Annotated in this window: 19 protein-coding genes; 11 read left to right on the top strand and 8 right to left on the bottom strand. The window is 37.4% G+C overall.

From position 1 onward, the window contains the following. Positions 1 to 86 precede the first annotated feature (86 nt). The gene (locus PZE06_RS16955; RefSeq protein WP_150948998.1) at positions 87 to 533 is read right to left on the bottom strand and encodes a cupredoxin domain-containing protein; all 447 of its coding nucleotides are present in this window, start codon (positions 531 to 533) and stop codon (positions 87 to 89) included. A gap of 214 nt (positions 534 to 747) precedes the next feature. Next, positions 748 to 990, bottom strand: coding sequence for a YkuS family protein (locus tag PZE06_RS16950; RefSeq protein ID WP_150949000.1), 243 nt, complete (start codon positions 988 to 990; stop codon positions 748 to 750). A gap of 139 nt (positions 991 to 1,129) precedes the next feature. Here PZE06_RS16950 and PZE06_RS16945 point away from each other — a divergent pair, with 139 nt between their 5' ends. Next, on the top strand, positions 1,130 to 1,267 hold the full coding sequence (locus PZE06_RS16945) for a YuzL family protein (protein ID WP_095306214.1): 138 nt from the start codon (positions 1,130 to 1,132) through the stop codon (positions 1,265 to 1,267). A 101-nt stretch (positions 1,268 to 1,368) separates the two neighbouring features. On the opposite strand, the gene clpP is transcribed toward PZE06_RS16945, so the two are convergent. From clpP to PZE06_RS16930, 3 genes are read right to left on the bottom strand one after another with little or no spacing between them, the layout of a single operon-like run. Beyond that, a complete protein-coding gene (gene clpP / locus PZE06_RS16940) occupies positions 1,369 to 1,947 on the bottom strand; it encodes an ATP-dependent Clp endopeptidase proteolytic subunit ClpP (protein ID WP_095306213.1) in 579 nt (192 codons plus the stop codon). 19 nt (positions 1,948 to 1,966) lie between these two features. Beyond that, on the bottom strand, positions 1,967 to 2,419 hold the full coding sequence (locus PZE06_RS16935; RefSeq protein WP_191963267.1) for a sigma factor-like helix-turn-helix DNA-binding protein: 453 nt from the start codon (positions 2,417 to 2,419) through the stop codon (positions 1,967 to 1,969). Between the two features lie 4 nt (positions 2,420 to 2,423). Next, the gene (locus tag PZE06_RS16930) at positions 2,424 to 2,654 is read right to left on the bottom strand and encodes a hypothetical protein (RefSeq protein ID WP_150949006.1); all 231 of its coding nucleotides are present in this window, start codon (positions 2,652 to 2,654) and stop codon (positions 2,424 to 2,426) included. Positions 2,655 to 2,936: 282 nt separating this feature from the next. Between PZE06_RS16930 and PZE06_RS16925 the strand changes: the two genes are divergently transcribed. After that, the gene (locus PZE06_RS16925; protein WP_150949009.1) at positions 2,937 to 3,569 is read left to right on the top strand and encodes an HAD family hydrolase; all 633 of its coding nucleotides are present in this window, start codon (positions 2,937 to 2,939) and stop codon (positions 3,567 to 3,569) included. A gap of 48 nt (positions 3,570 to 3,617) precedes the next feature. Here PZE06_RS16925 and PZE06_RS16920 read toward each other — a convergent pair whose 3' ends face one another. Continuing rightward, positions 3,618 to 5,237 carry an ABC-F family ATP-binding cassette domain-containing protein gene (locus PZE06_RS16920; RefSeq protein ID WP_150949012.1) on the bottom strand — a complete coding sequence of 540 codons (1,620 nt, stop codon included), beginning with the start codon at positions 5,235 to 5,237 and terminating at the stop codon, positions 3,618 to 3,620. A 318-nt stretch (positions 5,238 to 5,555) separates the two neighbouring features. On the opposite strand from PZE06_RS16920, the gene PZE06_RS16915 reads away from it, so the two are divergent. Further along, positions 5,556 to 7,931: a penicillin acylase family protein gene (locus tag PZE06_RS16915; protein WP_150949014.1), complete on the top strand. Its 2,376-nt coding sequence runs from the start codon at positions 5,556 to 5,558 to the stop codon at positions 7,929 to 7,931. A 112-nt stretch (positions 7,932 to 8,043) separates the two neighbouring features. After that, a complete protein-coding gene (locus PZE06_RS16910) occupies positions 8,044 to 8,166 on the top strand; it encodes a hypothetical protein (protein WP_263641566.1) in 123 nt (40 codons plus the stop codon). 53 nt (positions 8,167 to 8,219) lie between these two features. On the opposite strand, the gene PZE06_RS16905 is transcribed toward PZE06_RS16910, so the two are convergent. Continuing rightward, positions 8,220 to 8,822: an SCO family protein gene (locus tag PZE06_RS16905; RefSeq protein ID WP_150949017.1), complete on the bottom strand. Its 603-nt coding sequence runs from the start codon at positions 8,820 to 8,822 to the stop codon at positions 8,220 to 8,222. 315 nt (positions 8,823 to 9,137) lie between these two features. Here PZE06_RS16905 and PZE06_RS16900 point away from each other — a divergent pair, with 315 nt between their 5' ends. The 7 genes from PZE06_RS16900 (at position 9,138) to PZE06_RS16870 (ending at position 16,402) form a co-directional block, all read left to right on the top strand. Next, positions 9,138 to 9,734 (top strand): 4Fe-4S dicluster domain-containing protein, encoded by a 597-nt coding sequence (locus PZE06_RS16900; protein WP_150949020.1) that lies wholly within the window; start codon positions 9,138 to 9,140, stop codon positions 9,732 to 9,734. Positions 9,735 to 10,027: 293 nt separating this feature from the next. Beyond that, complete coding sequence (gene napA, locus PZE06_RS16895; RefSeq protein WP_150949023.1) at positions 10,028 to 12,568, top strand: nitrate reductase catalytic subunit NapA; 2,541 nt, start codon at positions 10,028 to 10,030, stop codon at positions 12,566 to 12,568. 14 nt (positions 12,569 to 12,582) lie between these two features. Next, complete coding sequence (locus PZE06_RS16890) at positions 12,583 to 12,990, top strand: nitrate reductase cytochrome c-type subunit (protein WP_150949026.1); 408 nt, start codon at positions 12,583 to 12,585, stop codon at positions 12,988 to 12,990. A 67-nt stretch (positions 12,991 to 13,057) separates the two neighbouring features. Then, positions 13,058 to 13,321 carry a chaperone NapD gene (locus PZE06_RS16885; protein WP_150949029.1) on the top strand — a complete coding sequence of 88 codons (264 nt, stop codon included), beginning with the start codon at positions 13,058 to 13,060 and terminating at the stop codon, positions 13,319 to 13,321. Positions 13,322 to 13,329: 8 nt separating this feature from the next. After that, positions 13,330 to 13,887 carry a 4Fe-4S dicluster domain-containing protein gene (locus tag PZE06_RS16880; protein WP_225310719.1) on the top strand — a complete coding sequence of 186 codons (558 nt, stop codon included), beginning with the start codon at positions 13,330 to 13,332 and terminating at the stop codon, positions 13,885 to 13,887. Between the two features lie 10 nt (positions 13,888 to 13,897). After that, a complete protein-coding gene (locus tag PZE06_RS16875) occupies positions 13,898 to 14,761 on the top strand; it encodes a NapH/MauN family ferredoxin-type protein (protein WP_150949034.1) in 864 nt (287 codons plus the stop codon). Between the two features lie 456 nt (positions 14,762 to 15,217). Next, a complete protein-coding gene (locus PZE06_RS16870; protein ID WP_150949037.1) occupies positions 15,218 to 16,402 on the top strand; it encodes a serine hydrolase domain-containing protein in 1,185 nt (394 codons plus the stop codon). 247 nt (positions 16,403 to 16,649) lie between these two features. On the opposite strand, the gene PZE06_RS16865 is transcribed toward PZE06_RS16870, so the two are convergent. Beyond that, positions 16,650 to 16,814: ATP-binding protein (locus PZE06_RS16865; RefSeq protein WP_033369568.1), on the bottom strand; the 165-nt coding region annotated here is incomplete at its 5' end.

Here is a 16,814-nt window from a genome sequence, read left to right as displayed (position 1 = left end):
TTTTATGAAATCAAGTGGAAAGAAGAAGAGGAGGCAATGAAGAATAGAAGAGGGAGAAGAAATACATCTCTCTCCCATCGTAATTTCTAATCAACGACAATATTAGCAATCATTGGACCATTGCTACCCATATCTGGATGGGTTAAGCAGACTAGGCGGTAGACTCCTTCTTCTTTAAGCTGGAGTTCCACTGTTGTTTCTTCGCCTTTTTTGACAACACCTTTAATATCTGTGCCCTCAATAATAAAAGGATGTTCATGGCCGTTTACACCGTATAACCGAAGCAGAACTTTTTCATCTTTGCCAACATAAATGGTTCCTGGGTCCCATCGGTACGCTTCAATTTCCTTCCCATCGTCTGTTTTTGTTTTAAATTCGGTCGTAACGAGATGTATATCTCTGAGCTGTTCTCCTTGAGCGGTAGTGGTGACTGTTTCCCTTGAGAAGAGCAGCCAAATAGAACTTGCAGCGATGGTAACAAAAATGAGTACAAATAATAAGATAGAGCGTTTTTTCAATACAATGAATTGCATTGGAGATCCCCCTTTATAAGTTGTCCACTACTACTATATGCATGACGGTAGTGAGAACTTGTCTAAAAACTGATTCGTTTATCTTTAAATTTATGAGAACAGTGATCGGAAAGGGGGAATGCATGTAAAAAAACAAAAAAAGCTGTAGACAAACTCGAAAATCTTTGAATTTGTCTACAGCCAGTAAAGACTATTAATTAGTTATCCGTTTGAATTATTTAAGATTTTGTGCTATTTTTTCACATACTTCATCTGCGGTTAGACCGTTAGCTTCGATAACAGGACCTGGGATGATTGTATCGTTCATTCCCATCACATTTGAATCAATTCCTGTTACGACACAACAGTCGCATCCTCTCGCATCAGACTCCTGACTTAGTTGAACAACATCATAACCTTTTTCACGAAGAGCATCTTGAATATTGGTTAGAGAATCTTCCACGCCAATTTTCGCCATCTTCACACCTCCTCCAATTAGTAGAATGGGTTAGAGCACAAAATAATATTCACCCGTCCTTCTCTGTTGCAAGATATAAAAAGTTTAATGAATAAAAAATGTTGAACATGAGAAGGTAAACAATGGAGGTGTTATGTAAATGACAAAACGGAAAGCAGATCCGTCAACCGTTGGTTTAAATTCTAGCCAAGTGGAAGGTCAAGGGACAACAAATACTGAACTCGACGGTAAAAGTGTATCTTCAGCACGTAAAAAGACTAAAAAGCGTCATTCATAAAGATAAAAAAACCATCCGTGATGATCAACTGCACCACAAAGGTTAGAGATGTAGCTAACAATTAGCGGTGCAGATCATAACGGATGGTCTTTATTTTCATTCTATTTCTGAATTATTTCATCAATAATTCCGTATTCCAGTGCTTCTTTGGCGTTCATAAAATAGTCCCGGTCACTGTCTTTAGCAACCTTTTCTATTGGTTGGCCTGTGCGTTCTGAAATGATCTGATTTACATGTTCTTTTAATTTTAAGATTCTTTTAGCGGAAATCTCGATTTCTGTTGCTTGCCCTTGCGCTCCTCCGAGAGGTTGATGGATCATTACTTCGCTGTTTGGCAAAGCATACCTTTTTCCTTTTGTGCCTGCAAGCAGCAATATCGCTCCAAAGGATGCAGCCATTCCAATGCAAATCGTGTTAATATCTGGTTTTATCAACTGCATTGTATCAAAAATGGCAAAACCAGCAGTAGTTGAACCACCAGGGCTGTTAATATAAAGAGAAATGTCTTTTTGCGGATTTTCTGATTCAAGAAATAATAGCTGTGCAATCACACTGGTGGCTAATTGATCATCAATTTGCTGTCCGATCATGATGATTCGGTCTTTTAATAATCGGGAATAGATATCGTAAGATCGTTCTCCTCGATTCGTTTGTTCAATGACGTAAGGTATAGTTGTCAAAATATTTTCCTCCCTTAATTTAAGCTGCCATCCTAAAAATATGGAGAGGGGAGTTATGATGCTTCGTTCTGAATAGTGCTTCTGTTTGAGTGAACATAGGAAGATGTGGAAGGTGTTCGATTAAAACATGCGGCTCTTCTTCCAATAAAGATTGGTACATTAATTCGATAAGTACGGAAGTATCCTTCTCGCTTAACGAATTCGGGTCATTTTCTGCTGTGTTGCCTTTTTCCAAACGTCTTCTCGCTCTGTATAAAATCGCTTTAACTCCTGTTTCCGTCATGTTTAATAGTTCAGCAATTTCCTTTATGCGAAATAAAAACGCTTCATGTAAAAAGAAAATGACAGCCTGCTTCGGTGTTAATTTTTCCAGCAGCTTTTGCACTGTCTCCAAGGTTGCTGACGGATCGATAGTTGCTTCACTATGCTGATCGCAGCTCCATTCGACCTCGATTATCTTTTTTTTGCGCATCATATCAATCCAAAAGTGAAACGCAATTTTTTTTTAGTAATGATGGATGTAATTGAGAAACTGGATAATTTTGCACAGCTCGCACTAAAGATTCCTGTGCAAGATCGTCTCCATCCCATTTGTTTCGCGTTAAAAAGCGGCAGTATGGTTGTAACCCCTTATAGAGATTTCTTAAGGTTTCATTAATTTCTTTTTGCTTTTCACTCATCACAGATATATTTCTATTCATTGGCATGCATTTCACTCCTTTAGCACCTCTCATGACTAATAACGAAATAAGGGAAGAAAAAGATATGGGCATAAATTTTTTATCATTGAGCTTAAAAAGATGTTCAAATCCAATTGATTCAAAAATAATGAATGCGTCACATAATAAAGCGTTTTAAGAAATCCTCTCCGATATCGTTAATGAAATACTATGCTTTTTAGTATAATGGAAACAATCGATTTAAAACCAGTTCGCAGTTTGTTAAAATGAAAAAGTGTTTTGATGTTATTTAGAAGGAGGATTTTCTGAATGATTAAAGCGATCATTTTTGATTTTGATGGAACTTTAGTAGATACAGAGACGTTGTGGTATAAAATGTATAAAGACGTATTGCTGGAAAAATATGAAGTTCATTTACCGTTAGAGGAGTTTGCTAAAGTAATAGGGACAACAGATGAGGCGTTATATTCGTATGTTCATTCCCAAACAAAAACGACAATTGATTTTACTGAATTAGAAATGGAGATAAAAAGCAAGATCATGGAACAAAAAGACCAGCTTGTACTTAGAGAGGGCGCTGCCGATTTAATAAAACAGGCGAAATCAATGAATTTGAAGGTCGGAATTGCATCAAGTTCTCCGCGAAAATGGATTGAAGATATATTAGAACATGTAAAGGTAAGAGACTCCTTCTCTGTTATAAAAACGAAGGATGATGTATCTGAAGTCAAACCAAACCCTGAACTTTATCTTAAAGCGTTGGAGGAGCTTGATGTTCTGCCTCATGAAACACTTGCAATCGAAGATTCTGCGAATGGTAGTATAGCTGCTATTGAAGCTGGCATAAAAACGGTAATCGTCCCAAATGAAGTAACGCAATTTCTTACCTTCGATAAACGGGTCAGTGTTTATCAGCATTTTTCCGATATTCAGTTAAGTTAATCATAAAACGGCTTTGAACCTATACTTGATAGGAGCAAAGCCGTTTTTTTAGTTATACATGGCTGCAATTTGCTTTTGCAATTGTTCATCTTCCAAATATTCATCATATGTCACTTGTTTATCAACCATTCCGCTTGGTGTTAATTCAATAATGCGGTTGGCAATTGTTTGGATAAACTGATGGTCATGGGAAGAGAAGATCATCGAGCCTTTATAATTAATTAAGCCGTTATTTAAAGCAGTGATGGATTCAAGATCTAGGTGGTTCGTCGGCTCATCAAGAAGTAAAACGTTAGCACCGCTTAACATCATTTTTGAAAGCATACAACGAACTTTTTCTCCTCCTGATAGAACGCTTGCTTTTTTGAGAACTTCTTCTCCAGAGAACAACATTCTTCCTAAAAATCCACGCAAGAAACTTTCACTTTGGTCATTCGGTGAGAATTGGCGCAACCAATCAACTAAAGTGAGATCACTGTTCTCAAAGTATTGTGAATTGTCCTTTGGAAAATAAGCTTGAGAGGTCGTGACTCCCCATTTAAAGCTTCCGCTGTCAGGCTCCATCTCTCCCATTAGTATTTTAAAAAGCGTAGTTTTGGCTAATTCATTTGTTCCAACAAGGGCGATTTTATCATCCTTATTCATGATGAAGCTAATATTATCAAGTACTTTTACACCATCAATTGTTTTCGAAATGCCTTCAACTCTCAATAAATCGTTTCCGATTTCGCGCTCCGGTGTAAAACCAACATACGGATATTTACGGGAAGAAGGTCTAATATCATCTAATTGAATTTTATCAAGCAATTTTTTACGTGATGTCGCTTGTTTCGATTTAGAAGCATTAGCACTAAAGCGAGCAATGAAAGCCTGCAATTCTTTAATTTTCTCTTCTTTTTTCTTATTTTGGTCTTGGGCCATTCGCAGCGCTAATTGGCTTGATTCATACCAGAAGTCATAGTTACCGACATAAATTTGGATCTTTCCAAAGTCTAAATCAGCGATATGAGTACAGACTTTATTCAAAAAATGACGGTCGTGCGATACGACAATAACTGTATTTTCGAAGTTGATGAGGAACTCCTCGAGCCACTGGATGGCTTTAATGTCCAAGTGGTTTGTTGGTTCATCCAAAAGTAACACATCTGGTTTTCCAAATAACGCTTGAGCAAGAAGGACTTTTACCTTCTCAGAACCAGTTAAATCAGCCATCTTTTTTGTATGAAGTTCTTCTTCGATTCCCAGTCCTTTAAGAAGTATTGCTGCTTCTGACTCAGCTTCCCAACCATTTAACTCGGCAAATTCACCTTCTAATTCAGCTGCTTTTATCCCATCCTCGTCTGTGAAATCAGCTTTCATATAAATAGCATCTTTTTCTTGCATGACTTCATAAAGGCGAGTGTGCCCCATAATAACAACTTTTAAAACTTCTTCCTCTTCATATTCAAAGTGATTCTGCTTTAAAACAGCAAGCCTTTCACCAGGGCCTAAATGAACGCTCCCTGTTTGTGCTTCAATTTCACCTGACAATATTTTCAAAAAAGTTGATTTACCTGCACCATTCGCCCCGATAAGGCCATAACAGTTTCCAGGTGTAAACTTGATATTCACATCTTCAAAAAGCTTGCGATCACCATATCGCAAACTTACATCCGTTACAGTTATCATTTACGATCCTCCAAATTAGCATTATAAGCATTTCAACGTTTCTTAGTTTTTAAGATAAGGTTATATTTGACGATGCCATTTTGGCTCATTTTAGCTTAAAAATACGTTGAATTAATAAAAATACAGTTATTTTACTACTGTACCTTGCTGTATTGTACCTTATTTCTAGAGAAAGTTAAAGGGGACAGTTTTTATAAAGGTTTCGATATTATAAGGAATAATTACTAGAGGATATTCCCTTTTTATCAAGAATATTATTTAAAAGCGCTTTCAAAATGGTGCTTATAGATAAGGGCAGGTTAAAAAAGGGGGAAGAGGATGGAGATCACTTTACAAAATGAGGTTAAAAGGGAAAAACGGCGAAGAAAAATATTAATCTGGTCAGCAGGGATCTTGATTGGAAGCTTATTCATAATAGCGGTTGGACTATACGCTTACATTATTAGAGCACATCCTACCATCGCAGGGGAGATTCAACTATCTGGATTACAAGAAAAAGTAGAAGTCATTCGCGATGAGCATGGGGTACCGCATATTCATGCGAACAATGAGGAGGATTTGTATTTAGCACAAGGTTATACCCAAGCGCAGGACCGCCTATTTCAAATGGATTTAAGTCGTCGTCAAGCATCTGGGCAACTAAGTGAAGTGGTTGGTGAGGCAGCTTTAAATAACGATAAATACTTTCTGACATTAGGCTTAAGACGAGCGGCAGAAGCCTCATATGAACAATATTCAGAAACGGCAAAGCAGGTTCTCGCCAAGTTTGCTGAAGGGGTTAATCTTTATATAGATGAACTGCGTGAGAATGGAAAATGGCCGCTCGAATTCAAACTTCTTGGATATGAGCCGGAAGATTGGAGTCCGATCGACTCTTTAACGATTGGTAAATATATGGCATTTGACCTAGGTGGCCATTGGGAAAGTCAAGCGTTTCGTTATTATCTATTGCAAAATTTCTCAGAAGAAAAGGCATTGGATTTATTTCCGACTTATCCTGAGGAGGCACCTTACATTATCGGTAAGGATGAATTAAATATTGAAAATAGTTTTGCTCAAGCAGTCATTCCTCATGAATATAATGGCAGTAATAATTGGGTCGTTAGTGGCACAAAAACGGCGTCTGGCAAACCAATACTTGCAGACGATCCTCATTTATCACTATCAACACCATCGATTTGGTATCAAATGCATCTCGAAGCACCAACAGTCAATGTGAGCGGTGTTATTTTTGCTGGGATTCCGGGAATTATTCTTGGTCATAATGAACAAATTGCATGGGGGGTTACCAATACAGGGCCTGATGTTCAAGATCTATACATTGAAAAAAGAAACCCAGATAGCCCGTATGAATTCCTTTATAATGATCAATGGGAAAAAGCAACGGTAATCAAAAACAAAATTTTAGTAAAGGATAAGGACCCGGTAGAATATGAAGTGGTGGTCACAAGGCATGGACCAGTCGTGTCGGAATTTGCAGCGGATAGTGGGAAAGCAACGGTCTTATCATTACAATGGACCGCACTTGAACCGTCTTCAGAGCTTGAGGCAGTTCTTAATATGAATAAAGCTGGAAGCTGGGAAGAATTTGAAGAAGCGCTCGAAGGATTTCATACACCTGCACAAAATTTCGTCTTTGCTTCTACAGATGGAACGATAGCCTATAAAGCAAATGGAAAAATTCCGATTCGTAAAAAAGGGAATGGTCTGTTGCCTGCCCCCGGATGGACTGATGAATACGGGTGGGTAGGTTATATTCCATATGATAAGCTACCACGCACTGTCAATCCGGAAGATGGGTTCATTTCAACAGCTAATAATAAAGTGGTCGGGGATGATTATCCGTATCATATTAGTCATGATTGGGCGCAAGGCTATAGGCAAATGAGAATTCAAGAAGTACTCTCATCAACTGAACAGATCGAGGTTGAGGATATGATGCATTTACAAATGGATCAACTGAACATTCAAGCGAGGGAGTTTGTCCCTCCATTTATCGATTTGTTACAAAAATCGAGTAATAATAAGGTATCCCAAGCTCTATCAATATTAAAAGAATGGGATTATATCGATTCTCCAGAGCAAGCAGCACCACTCCTATTTAATTTATGGATGGACGAAATCGCAAAAGTTCTATTTGAAAAGGAAATTTCTCAAGAAACACTTGACTTATTTAGGGGGAAACGTCAGGCAGTGGATCAACTCCTGCGAAGAGCTATTGAGGGTACGCCTGGTCCATGGATAGAAGAGCATAAGGGAATCATTAACGTATTGGAAAAGTCTTTACTTCGAGTTATAGCGAATTTAGAGTCTCAACAAGGAAAGAATATGGAAAAGTGGCAGTGGGGAGATTACCATCAAATCTATTTTCCACATCCGTTGGCAACTGTTAAGCCATTAAATCTTTTGTTCAATCAAAAAGGAAGAATTTCAGTTGGTGGAAGCGCTGTTACTGTTCAGGCAGCCGCGTTCAGGGAGGATGGTACAGTTAACCATGGGGGTTCTTGGAGATTTGTAATCGATATGAATAAGCAGACAACAGGTTACCATCTCGTTGGACCAGGACAATCAGGACATGTATTTCATAAATGGTATCAGAATCAATTAAAGAACTGGGTTACTGGAGACTATCACGAAACAAAATTACACAATAACGAAGGGAAAACTTTAAGGTTAAAACCAAAGGCTCATTGAATCCATTTTAAAAATTTCCAAAAAAAAAAGAATTAATTTCGATTTTTTCATAGTTTATTCATATTTATTCGTTACAATAGAAATAATTAAGAACGTAAAAGGAGATTTTATCATGGATAAAAAGAAGCTAGTAGACCTTGTCGATCGTTTAAAAAAGTCCGGAATAAAAGCTAGCATTACAAAACCAAGAAAGACGCTACTTATGCTTCAACAACAAACGGCTCCAAGCAACTGAATGAAAGAGGAAAAAAGGAAGCGGTGTTTTATGACCGCTTCCTTTTTAATGCTTTAATTTACTTTTTGCATGATTTTTTTAAATATGTCTTCTCTATTAAATTCTTCTCCCATTGGATATTTCTTAATGTAGCGATTATTCTCGTCTAAAAGGTAGACAAAGGTCGAATGAATGAAGAAACCATCTCCTGGGTCCCGATATTGAAATTGAAATGTATTTGCTAACTCTTCAATTTCTTTTAGGTCTTCTTTAATATTATTTTGATCTCCTGTTAGGAAAATCCAATTGCCATCATCTTCTACATCAAAATTATACATATACTGCTGCAGAACTTCAGGAGTGTCTTTGTACGGATCAATCGTGATTGTCATGAATTGGACTTTTTCACCAAATACACCAGCATCCTGCAAATCTTTTTTTAACATATTCATTTTAAGGGTTGTAGTAGGACAAATATCAGGGCAGTTTGTGTACATAAATTCTACTAGTTTTAGCTTTTTTTCGGACTCTGAAAATTTGTATACCTCATTGTTCGTCGTGATTAAATCAATATTCTCTGGTATTTTCGCCATACTGTCACGAATCAGGAAAAAAGATATCCCAGCCGTGATGGCAAGAGCTACGATTACACCGCATAAAATATATATTTTCTTCATTTTGTAACCTCCCATATTAAAGATAAAAAAATAATAAGGAAAATACTATGGATATATTGTGAACTTCTATTTTTTACTCCTCCTTCAGTTTTTTATATAACAACGTGGATTTAAAATTCATGTGAAATGTTTTTCAATAAGATTAATAATTCCATTTTAAGTAAATATTTTTCAACCAAAATATGGATCAATTTCGTTACGGAAATGTTATGAAACTGTGAACATTTGCATTTTGTGGAATATATCACGGATTTATGCGATTTTAGGTGATTAAGATGTGGGTAGGGAAATTCCGATCATTTAGGATGTGAGTAAATGAAAGGCATCGGCTTAATTAAATGGGGCATAGGCGGATTGCTTGCCTATGAGCTACTCAACTTAATGAAAGGAGGTAGCAAAAAGGTACTCAGACCACCTGGTGCTGCTGATGAAGATGAATTCATGGCGTTATGCATTCGGTGTGGTAAATGCAACCAGGCTTGTCCGTATGACTCGATTAAAATGGGGACAGAAAAGCATGGTCTTGGGATGGGAACTCCGTATTTTATTGCCAGAGAAAGTCCATGTATGCTTTGTGAAGATTTTCCATGTGTGAACGTTTGTCCAACTGATGCTTTAAGAGGAATTTCAACGGTCCACGATGTTGATATTGGTGTTGCTGTTATTGATACGGAGAGTTGCATTGCTTATCAGGGAATGCGCTGTGAAGTTTGTTATCGGGAATGCCCATTAATAGATGAGGCGATTAAGCTCGACATACATATGAAGCCAGATGATAATCTCCATGCCATTTTTGCACCTGTGATTGATAAAGAAAAATGTGTGGGCTGCGGAATTTGCGAGCAACGGTGTGTCATCGATAATCCCGTAGCAATTAAAGTAAAGCCCCGTGAAGATAGCGGATTATTTTAAGAAGGTTTTTGGTGAAAATGTCCTTATCCAACAAAGGGTATAGTTCACTTAAAAATAGGCTTTGTTATATGTCGGCGTTGATACGTTACTCATTTTTTTCTGATTCTATGAAATCAGAAAACTATAGTTATATTGAAAGTTTTTGAAACTAAGTTTTCAGACAAATGAGTCAAAATCGTATTTCAATCATTCTGTTTAACAAAGCCAAAAAATTGAATCTCTCTAGTTAATTTCAAGAGATAAGTAGGCTGAAAGTAGAAATTAACTACCTAAAAAAAGGGAGGAAAGAACGAATGGAATTGACAAGAAGAAGTTTGTTAAAAGCAACAGCCATTTCGATGACATTGGCTGTAGCAGGATGTAAAAAGGAGGATAAAAAATCAAATAGCACAGCCGTAACCGCCCAAGAAAGTGTTGAGCCAGATGAATGGAAGTCGACCGTTTGCCGTTTTTGCGGTACTGGATGTGGGGTTCTCGTCGGCGTAAAAGATGGTAAAGTCGTTGCTACAAAGGGAGATCCAGATAATCGTTCAAGCAGAGGTTTGAATTGTATTAAGGGATTTTATGTAGGTAAGATTCTGTTTGGCAAGGATCGCTTAACAAAGCCGCTCATTCGTGAAGATAAATCAAAAAAAGGGACGATGGAAGGGTTCCGGGAAGCAACGTGGGAAGAGGCTTTAGATCTTGTGGCAAGTAAATTAAAAGAAAATTATGATAAGGATCCAAAGTCAATTGCTTTTTGGGGTTCTGGCCAGCAAACGATTATGGAAGGATATGCCTCTGTAAAACTTTGGAAGGCTGGTTTATTAAGCAATAATATCGACCCCAATGCGAGATTATGTATGGCTAGTGCCGTTACTGGCTTTATGACAACTTTCCAATCCGATGAGCCGATGGGATCGTATCGTGATCTTGATGAAGCAGATGTTTTTGTCACATGGGGCGCGAATATGGCTGAAATGCACCCGGTCTTGTATTCCCGTTTAACAGCGCATAAATTAAGCAACCCGGACGTAAAGCATTATGATATTACGACTAGGTGGTCGAGAACATCAGAAACGGCAGACGTTGTGATGGAGTTTCGACCACAATCCGATTTAGCGATCGCAAATGCCATTGCCAATTATTTAATCGTCAACCAAAAATTTGACCAAAAATTTGTCAACGAACATGTGAAGTTTAAAGCTGGAACAGAAAATTTAGGCCATTCCCTCAACGATGATTATGACAGTACAGAAGTCGGCATGGTTGCTGATAAAGCTTGGGAAATAAGCTTTGATGAGTTTAAAGAGAAGGTAAGCGAATATACGTTAGAGAAGGCGGAAGAGATCTCTGGCGTGCCGGCAGCAGATATTGAAGCATTGGCGAAAGAATTTGCTGATCCAAATAAGAAAATTATGTCTTTATGGACGATGGGAATGAATCAGCATACGAGAGGGACATGGATTAATAATCTTGTTTATAATCTGCATTTATTAACCGGAAAAATTAGCAAGCCTGGAAATGGACCGTTTTCTTTAACTGGGCAGCCAAGTGCGTGTGGTACAGCAAGGGAAGTTGGCGTGTTTTCTCATCGTCTTCCTGCTGATTTAGTTGTGGCAAATCCTGAACATCGCCGTTATTCTGAATTGATTTGGAATTTACCAAAAGGATATTTGGATCCGCTTGAACAACCAGGCTATCATACGATTAAAATGTTCCGCGAACTTGGAAAGGGCAATGTGAAGTTTTTATGGAGCATGTCGAACAATTGGGGACAAACATTACCAAAACTCAATCGCTTTAGAGGAAACGACGAAGATGGTAAAGGTGTGAAAGACGGATTTATTGTTGTTTCCGAAGTGTATCCTACCCGCTCAACGGAATTGGCAGATGTTGTTTTTCCAGCGGCAATGTGGGTCGAAAGGGAAGGACAATTTGGCAACGCTGAGCGAAGAACCTCAGTGTTTGAAAAATGTACGGAACCACCGGGAGAAGCGAAATGGGATCTTTGGGTTATTGTGCAAATTGCCAAAAGAGTTCTTGAAGGGAAAAAAATTGGCGATCAACCTGCGTTCGATGTCCTGTTCGGAAATATATGGGATAGCGCAAATAATGATCTCATTTCCGATCAACACGAAGTAAACAAAATTTTATGGGATGAGTATCGTGCCTTTACGAACCCCCATGAAAGTGATAATCCAGAAATTCAAGAGTTAGGGAAAAAATTAAAAACAAAAGCGAAGCAAATGGCTCCTTATGAAGAATATTTCAAACAACATGGCATTTGCTGGCCGGTAAGAAACGTAAATGGGGAATGGGTTGAAACGAACTGGCGCTATGTGCATGGAAAGCAGGAAGAGGGCTTCGACCAATACGGAGTGGAAGAGTTCGGAGAGGTTGGCAAATATCAAGATATAGATTTTTATAAATCGGAAGATCATCGTCCGTCAGTCTTCTTCCGTCCGTTTGAGGATGCACCTGAAATTCCTGATCAGGAATACCCATTTTGGTTATGCACAGGACGCGTTTTAGAGCATTGGCATAGCGGCTCTATGACAAGACGTGTGCCTGAATTGCATCGAGCGGTGCCTGAAGCATTGTGCGAGATTCATCCAGAGGATGCTGAAGCGATGGGAATTAAAACAGGAGATATGGTCAAAGTCATTTCACGACGTGGAGAGGTTGAGGTCAAGGCAACTACGAAAGGAAGAGGAAACCCTCCTAAAGGTCTAGTATACGTTCCTTTCTTTGCTGAAGAAACACTAATTAATTTAGTAACTCTTGATGCTTACTGTCCAATTTCGAAACAACCAGACTATAAAAAATGTGCTGTTAAAATTATGAAAGCATAGTGGAGGTGTGCACTTTGAGTAAAGAATATGTTTATGTGTTAGGATTTATTCTAATTGTAGGATTAGCAATTGGAGTATCTAAAATCGGTTCAACTGAACAGGCAAGTGAAGAACTTGACGGGGAAGCGGTTGAGATCGTGGTTCCTCAGCTTAATTCGGAGGAAAGAGAAGATTCAGCAACTATGGTTCTTATTGGTGCCCCTCCAATGCAACCAGCGGATCATATTGACCGCTGGATTCCGGAACAACGTCATGAAAGTTGTTTAACTTGCCATGCTACTCCAGAAACAACTGGTGCTAGAGAAATACCAGAAGACCATTACTATGATAATAATATCAATAATCCGATTTTTAGAGATAACTGTATTCAATGTCATGGACAGCAGAACGATACGAAGTCGGCTTTTAATAGTGAAGACTAGCGAAGTGAACAACTGATTTCCATACAACCAGCGTATGAATGAAATCTGTCAGAAAGGAGACTTGAACATGGTTATTTCTGGCCTCTTTATTGAAACAGTTCCTGGGCGTGCTTTATTTGTGGCGAAGGAGCTTGAGAAAAAAAACGGTGTAGAAGTGCATCATATAGAACAGGATTATAAAATCATTATTACGATGGAAACAGATACAGCGGACCAAAGCTATCAACTGGGAGAAAGCTTTAAAGAGATTGATGGAATCATAACAATTTGCCTTGTGTATAGCAACTTTGAAGAAGATCCTAATTGTCAACTAGAAGCTGATCATGTATGAGCGACAGATTGAACCGAAGGCGTTTTTTTTCATTGAATATGGAGGCTGCTGCCGGTTTTTTAGGAAATCTCTTAACCTATGAATTGGACTTGGAGAGAGATTTCTTTCGCCCACCTGGTACTCTTGATGAACTTGAATTTATAACGGCCTGTAGTAGATGTGGTGATTGTAAGGAGAGCTGTCCAGAAGGAATAATAAGTTTATTTTCAATTTCCTATGGTGCGAAACTTGTCAATACGCCTTTTATTGATCCAAACAAGAGTCCCTGTACTTTATGTAATCGCTGTGTTGATATATGTCCAACGGGTGCCCTAAATGAAGAAGCTCCGAAAAAGATTGGTTATGCAGCGATTCAAAAGCATATCTGCTTAGCCTACAAGGATGTCATGTGTGACTATTGCGTTTATGCTTGTAAGACAGAAGGAGCAATTCAATTAAAAAATGGGAAACCAGTCATCAATGAAGATGTTTGTAATGGGTGTGGACAATGTGTGGCTCACTGTATTTCCGAACATAAGGGAGTTCAAATTTTACCTCTTTCATCGTATAATCAATCATTAAGATAGGGATGATAAAATGGTTAAAAGACCAAAAGTCATTCGAAAATGGACTCTTGCTAGAAGATTTGTTCAGTGGGGGATTCTATTTCTATTCCTTACCCCACTGTTTTTCGTCAAAGTAGAGAGTGATAATTTCTTTTTTGGCTCTCTTACTTCATCAAGTTTTTTCGGGATCACATTGACTGATCCATTTGCTGCCTTGCAAATTTTATTTGCTTCAAGGGAAATCAGCTTTGTTTATCTCGGCGGCGCTCTCCTAATTTTTCTATTCTATTTGTTTGTACGTGGGAGAGTTTTTTGCAGTTGGATTTGCCCATTGAATACGTTATTAGAATTAACGGATAAAATAAGGAATTTTTTCAAGCTTCCTGATCAGCGTTTTGAGAGGCAGCATAAAAAATACTATGCAATTGCAGTTATTTTGCTGTCCTTTTTTCTCGGAGTCCCAGTTTTTGAAATGATTTCACCTATTGGATTCGCGATGCGTAATCTTTTGTTTACCTTTGGTATCGGTTTATGGTTAATCGTGGCTATCGTTCTCTTTGAGTTGTTTATCTCTAAGCGAGGCTGGTGCCGATATTTCTGTCCTCTTGGTGGATTCTATCAATCGATTGGGAAAGTGGGAGCCTTTCAAGTAAAATTTAACCATGATCTTTGTGTTGGCTGTACAAAATGCCGATCTGTTTGCTTTGCTGACCCTGACATTTTAGAACCTGCGATAAATAGAGAAAATGAATACGTGAGAGCTGGAGATTGTAGTCTTTGTGGTGCATGTGTTGACAATTGTCCCTTTGGAGCATTGAAAATTACGGTAAGGGAAAAACCAAGTGTCATTAACCATTTCCATAAAATTAATATTGAGAAAAAATATCCTTTTTAACCGTTAAAAGAAAAGTGAAAGAAAACCGTTATTTTGAGATTACTCAAAATAACGGTTTTTTAGTAAGCTTTCAAAACTCGCCTTGAATATATAACATAGCTTCATTAAAAATAGTTAATTGCACGATCAATAAATGCTACATATTTGATTCTCTGGATAAAAACCTTCGCGACAGCTTATCGGGGGTCATTTATTATAAATGTGAATCGTCAGATCGACTGCCTTAAATCTATCGTATCACCTAGTATATCCTCATCTGAAATTTTCCCCTGTTTGTTCTATCCTGACCATCTAGTAATTTTCCGATTAACGAGTCTTGAAATCTTAATAACTATGATTTGTAGAATGAAATACTAAGAAAAGTTGACGTTAACTTTAATATTCTTTAACATTAGTTAATAGAAAAAAATGGTATATTAAATAAACATAGTTGTTTTAAGAAAAAGGAGTGTTTGCATGGCTATTAAGATCACTAAAATATTGGGAGCATTGATCGCTCTAGTTCTAATAGTTACAAGTATAGCAGTCATAATTAAAGTAGATTTTTCAACCCCAGGAAACTTAGAGCGTTTTGTACATAATAAGCTAGATAAATCAAATGTACCAGGTGTTTCCATTGCTATCATAAAAAATAACGAAGTTGAGAGGTTTATAAATTATGGCTATGCGAATATCAATGAAGGAAGAAAAGTAAATCAAGACACCGTATTTCAAATTGCGTCATTATCAAAAGTTGTCACAGCTACCGCTATCATGCAACTAATTGAAAAGAAAAAAATCAATTTGGATGATGACATTAACATGCATCTTCCGTTTTCAGTTGAACACCCCCATTTTTCAAATGAGCCGATAACTGTTCGAATGTTATTGGATCATACATCAGGAATTGAAGATAATTGGGATATTTTAAACAGTCTTTATACGATTGATAATGGTGGAGGAGACTCTGAAATTTCAATCGGTGAATTTTCTAAAGAATACTTAAATAAAGACGGGAAATGGTATTCGGCGGAAAATAATTATACAGAATATAAACCAGGAACCACTTTTGTGTATAGTAATGTCGGATACGGACTATTAGGTTATATGGTTGAACAAATTAGTCAATTGCCATTTGAACAATATTCTCAACAATACATTTTTAATCCGTTAGGGATGTCACAAACATATTGGCTTCATAAAGATGTAAAAACAGATAATTTTGCAGCACCATATGATGGGAGTAAAGAATTACCAAAATACTCTTTTCCAACATATCCTGATGGTTCTTTAAAGACAAATGTGGTTGATTTTAGTAAATTTCTTATGAGTATGTCCACTCTAAATAAAGATAATGCCATACTAAAACCGGAAACCATTAAAGAGATGCTAAGCCCCCAATCGAACGATGGAAAGCAAGCTTTAGGATGGAGTTATTCAGCTTTAGATGATATTTTTATGAAAAGATTGAATAGCGGAAACATTATTGGACACACTGGTTCTGATCCGGGGGTATTTTCTATAGCACTTTACAATCCAGAAAAAAACAATGGCTTGATCATATTCATGAATCAAGAAATGGGGCTAAAAATAGAAACGATTAATATCTATTTAATGATTAACAGACTTGTGAAAGAAGTTTTTTATAATGACCATGATTAAGAAATTGGATAACCTTTTTTATTTTCTTTCAAACGATAAACAAAAACAAGTGGAAAAACTTCCACTTGTTTTTGTTTATCTAAAGACTTGTACAATTATAGTTGATTGAATACAGGGCTTACCTGCTGATTATTGAATGAAGCAGATTAATTATTAAATAATGGAGGATTTTGTCGAATTATTAGGAATTATTACTATGACAAAAACAGTGTGTGACCGTCAAGTAGAATGAAACAATTTTTGCTCGTTATTTTGAAACACTTTGTTCCCCAAATATGGTAGAACGATGCTTCATACGATAACTATCTTCATTTAAATGAATGATTTCTACTCGGTGAAGAATCCTATCTAGAATTGCTGTTGTTATAGCTTGATCACCCAATAATTCTCCCCATTCTTTTGGTGCCTTATT

The organism is Robertmurraya sp. DFI.2.37 (genome assembly GCF_029211245.1).
Classification (GTDB): Bacteria; Bacillota; Bacilli; order Bacillales; family Cytobacillaceae; genus Robertmurraya; species Robertmurraya methanolica_A.
This window is presented reverse-complemented; position numbering and strand designations above follow the sequence as displayed.

Excerpts from the sequence above, each read along its gene's own strand:
- PZE06_RS16920 (WP_150949012.1), bottom strand. The coding sequence starts at position 5,237 with ATGATAACTGTAACGGATGTAAGTTTGCGATATGGTGATCGCAAGCTT.
- PZE06_RS16925 (WP_150949009.1), top strand. The coding sequence starts at position 2,937 with ATGATTAAAGCGATCATTTTTGATTTTGATGGAACTTTAGTAGATACA.
- PZE06_RS16870 (WP_150949037.1), top strand. The coding sequence starts at position 15,218 with ATGGCTATTAAGATCACTAAAATATTGGGAGCATTGATCGCTCTAGTT.
- PZE06_RS16885 (WP_150949029.1), top strand. The coding sequence starts at position 13,058 with ATGGTTATTTCTGGCCTCTTTATTGAAACAGTTCCTGGGCGTGCTTTA.
- PZE06_RS16875 (WP_150949034.1), top strand. The coding sequence starts at position 13,898 with ATGGTTAAAAGACCAAAAGTCATTCGAAAATGGACTCTTGCTAGAAGA.
- PZE06_RS16955 (WP_150948998.1), bottom strand. The coding sequence starts at position 533 with ATGCAATTCATTGTATTGAAAAAACGCTCTATCTTATTATTTGTACTC.
- PZE06_RS16935 (WP_191963267.1), bottom strand. The coding sequence starts at position 2,419 with ATGCGCAAAAAAAAGATAATCGAGGTCGAATGGAGCTGCGATCAGCAT.
- PZE06_RS16910 (WP_263641566.1), top strand. The coding sequence starts at position 8,044 with ATGGATAAAAAGAAGCTAGTAGACCTTGTCGATCGTTTAAAAAAGTCC.
- PZE06_RS16900 (WP_150949020.1), top strand. The coding sequence starts at position 9,138 with ATGAAAGGCATCGGCTTAATTAAATGGGGCATAGGCGGATTGCTTGCC.
- PZE06_RS16915 (WP_150949014.1), top strand. The coding sequence starts at position 5,556 with ATGGAGATCACTTTACAAAATGAGGTTAAAAGGGAAAAACGGCGAAGA.
- PZE06_RS16950 (WP_150949000.1), bottom strand. The coding sequence starts at position 990 with ATGGCGAAAATTGGCGTGGAAGATTCTCTAACCAATATTCAAGATGCT.
- PZE06_RS16945 (WP_095306214.1), top strand. The coding sequence starts at position 1,130 with ATGACAAAACGGAAAGCAGATCCGTCAACCGTTGGTTTAAATTCTAGC.
- napA (WP_150949023.1), top strand. The coding sequence starts at position 10,028 with ATGGAATTGACAAGAAGAAGTTTGTTAAAAGCAACAGCCATTTCGATG.
- PZE06_RS16905 (WP_150949017.1), bottom strand. The coding sequence starts at position 8,822 with ATGAAGAAAATATATATTTTATGCGGTGTAATCGTAGCTCTTGCCATC.
- PZE06_RS16930 (WP_150949006.1), bottom strand. The coding sequence starts at position 2,654 with ATGCCAATGAATAGAAATATATCTGTGATGAGTGAAAAGCAAAAAGAA.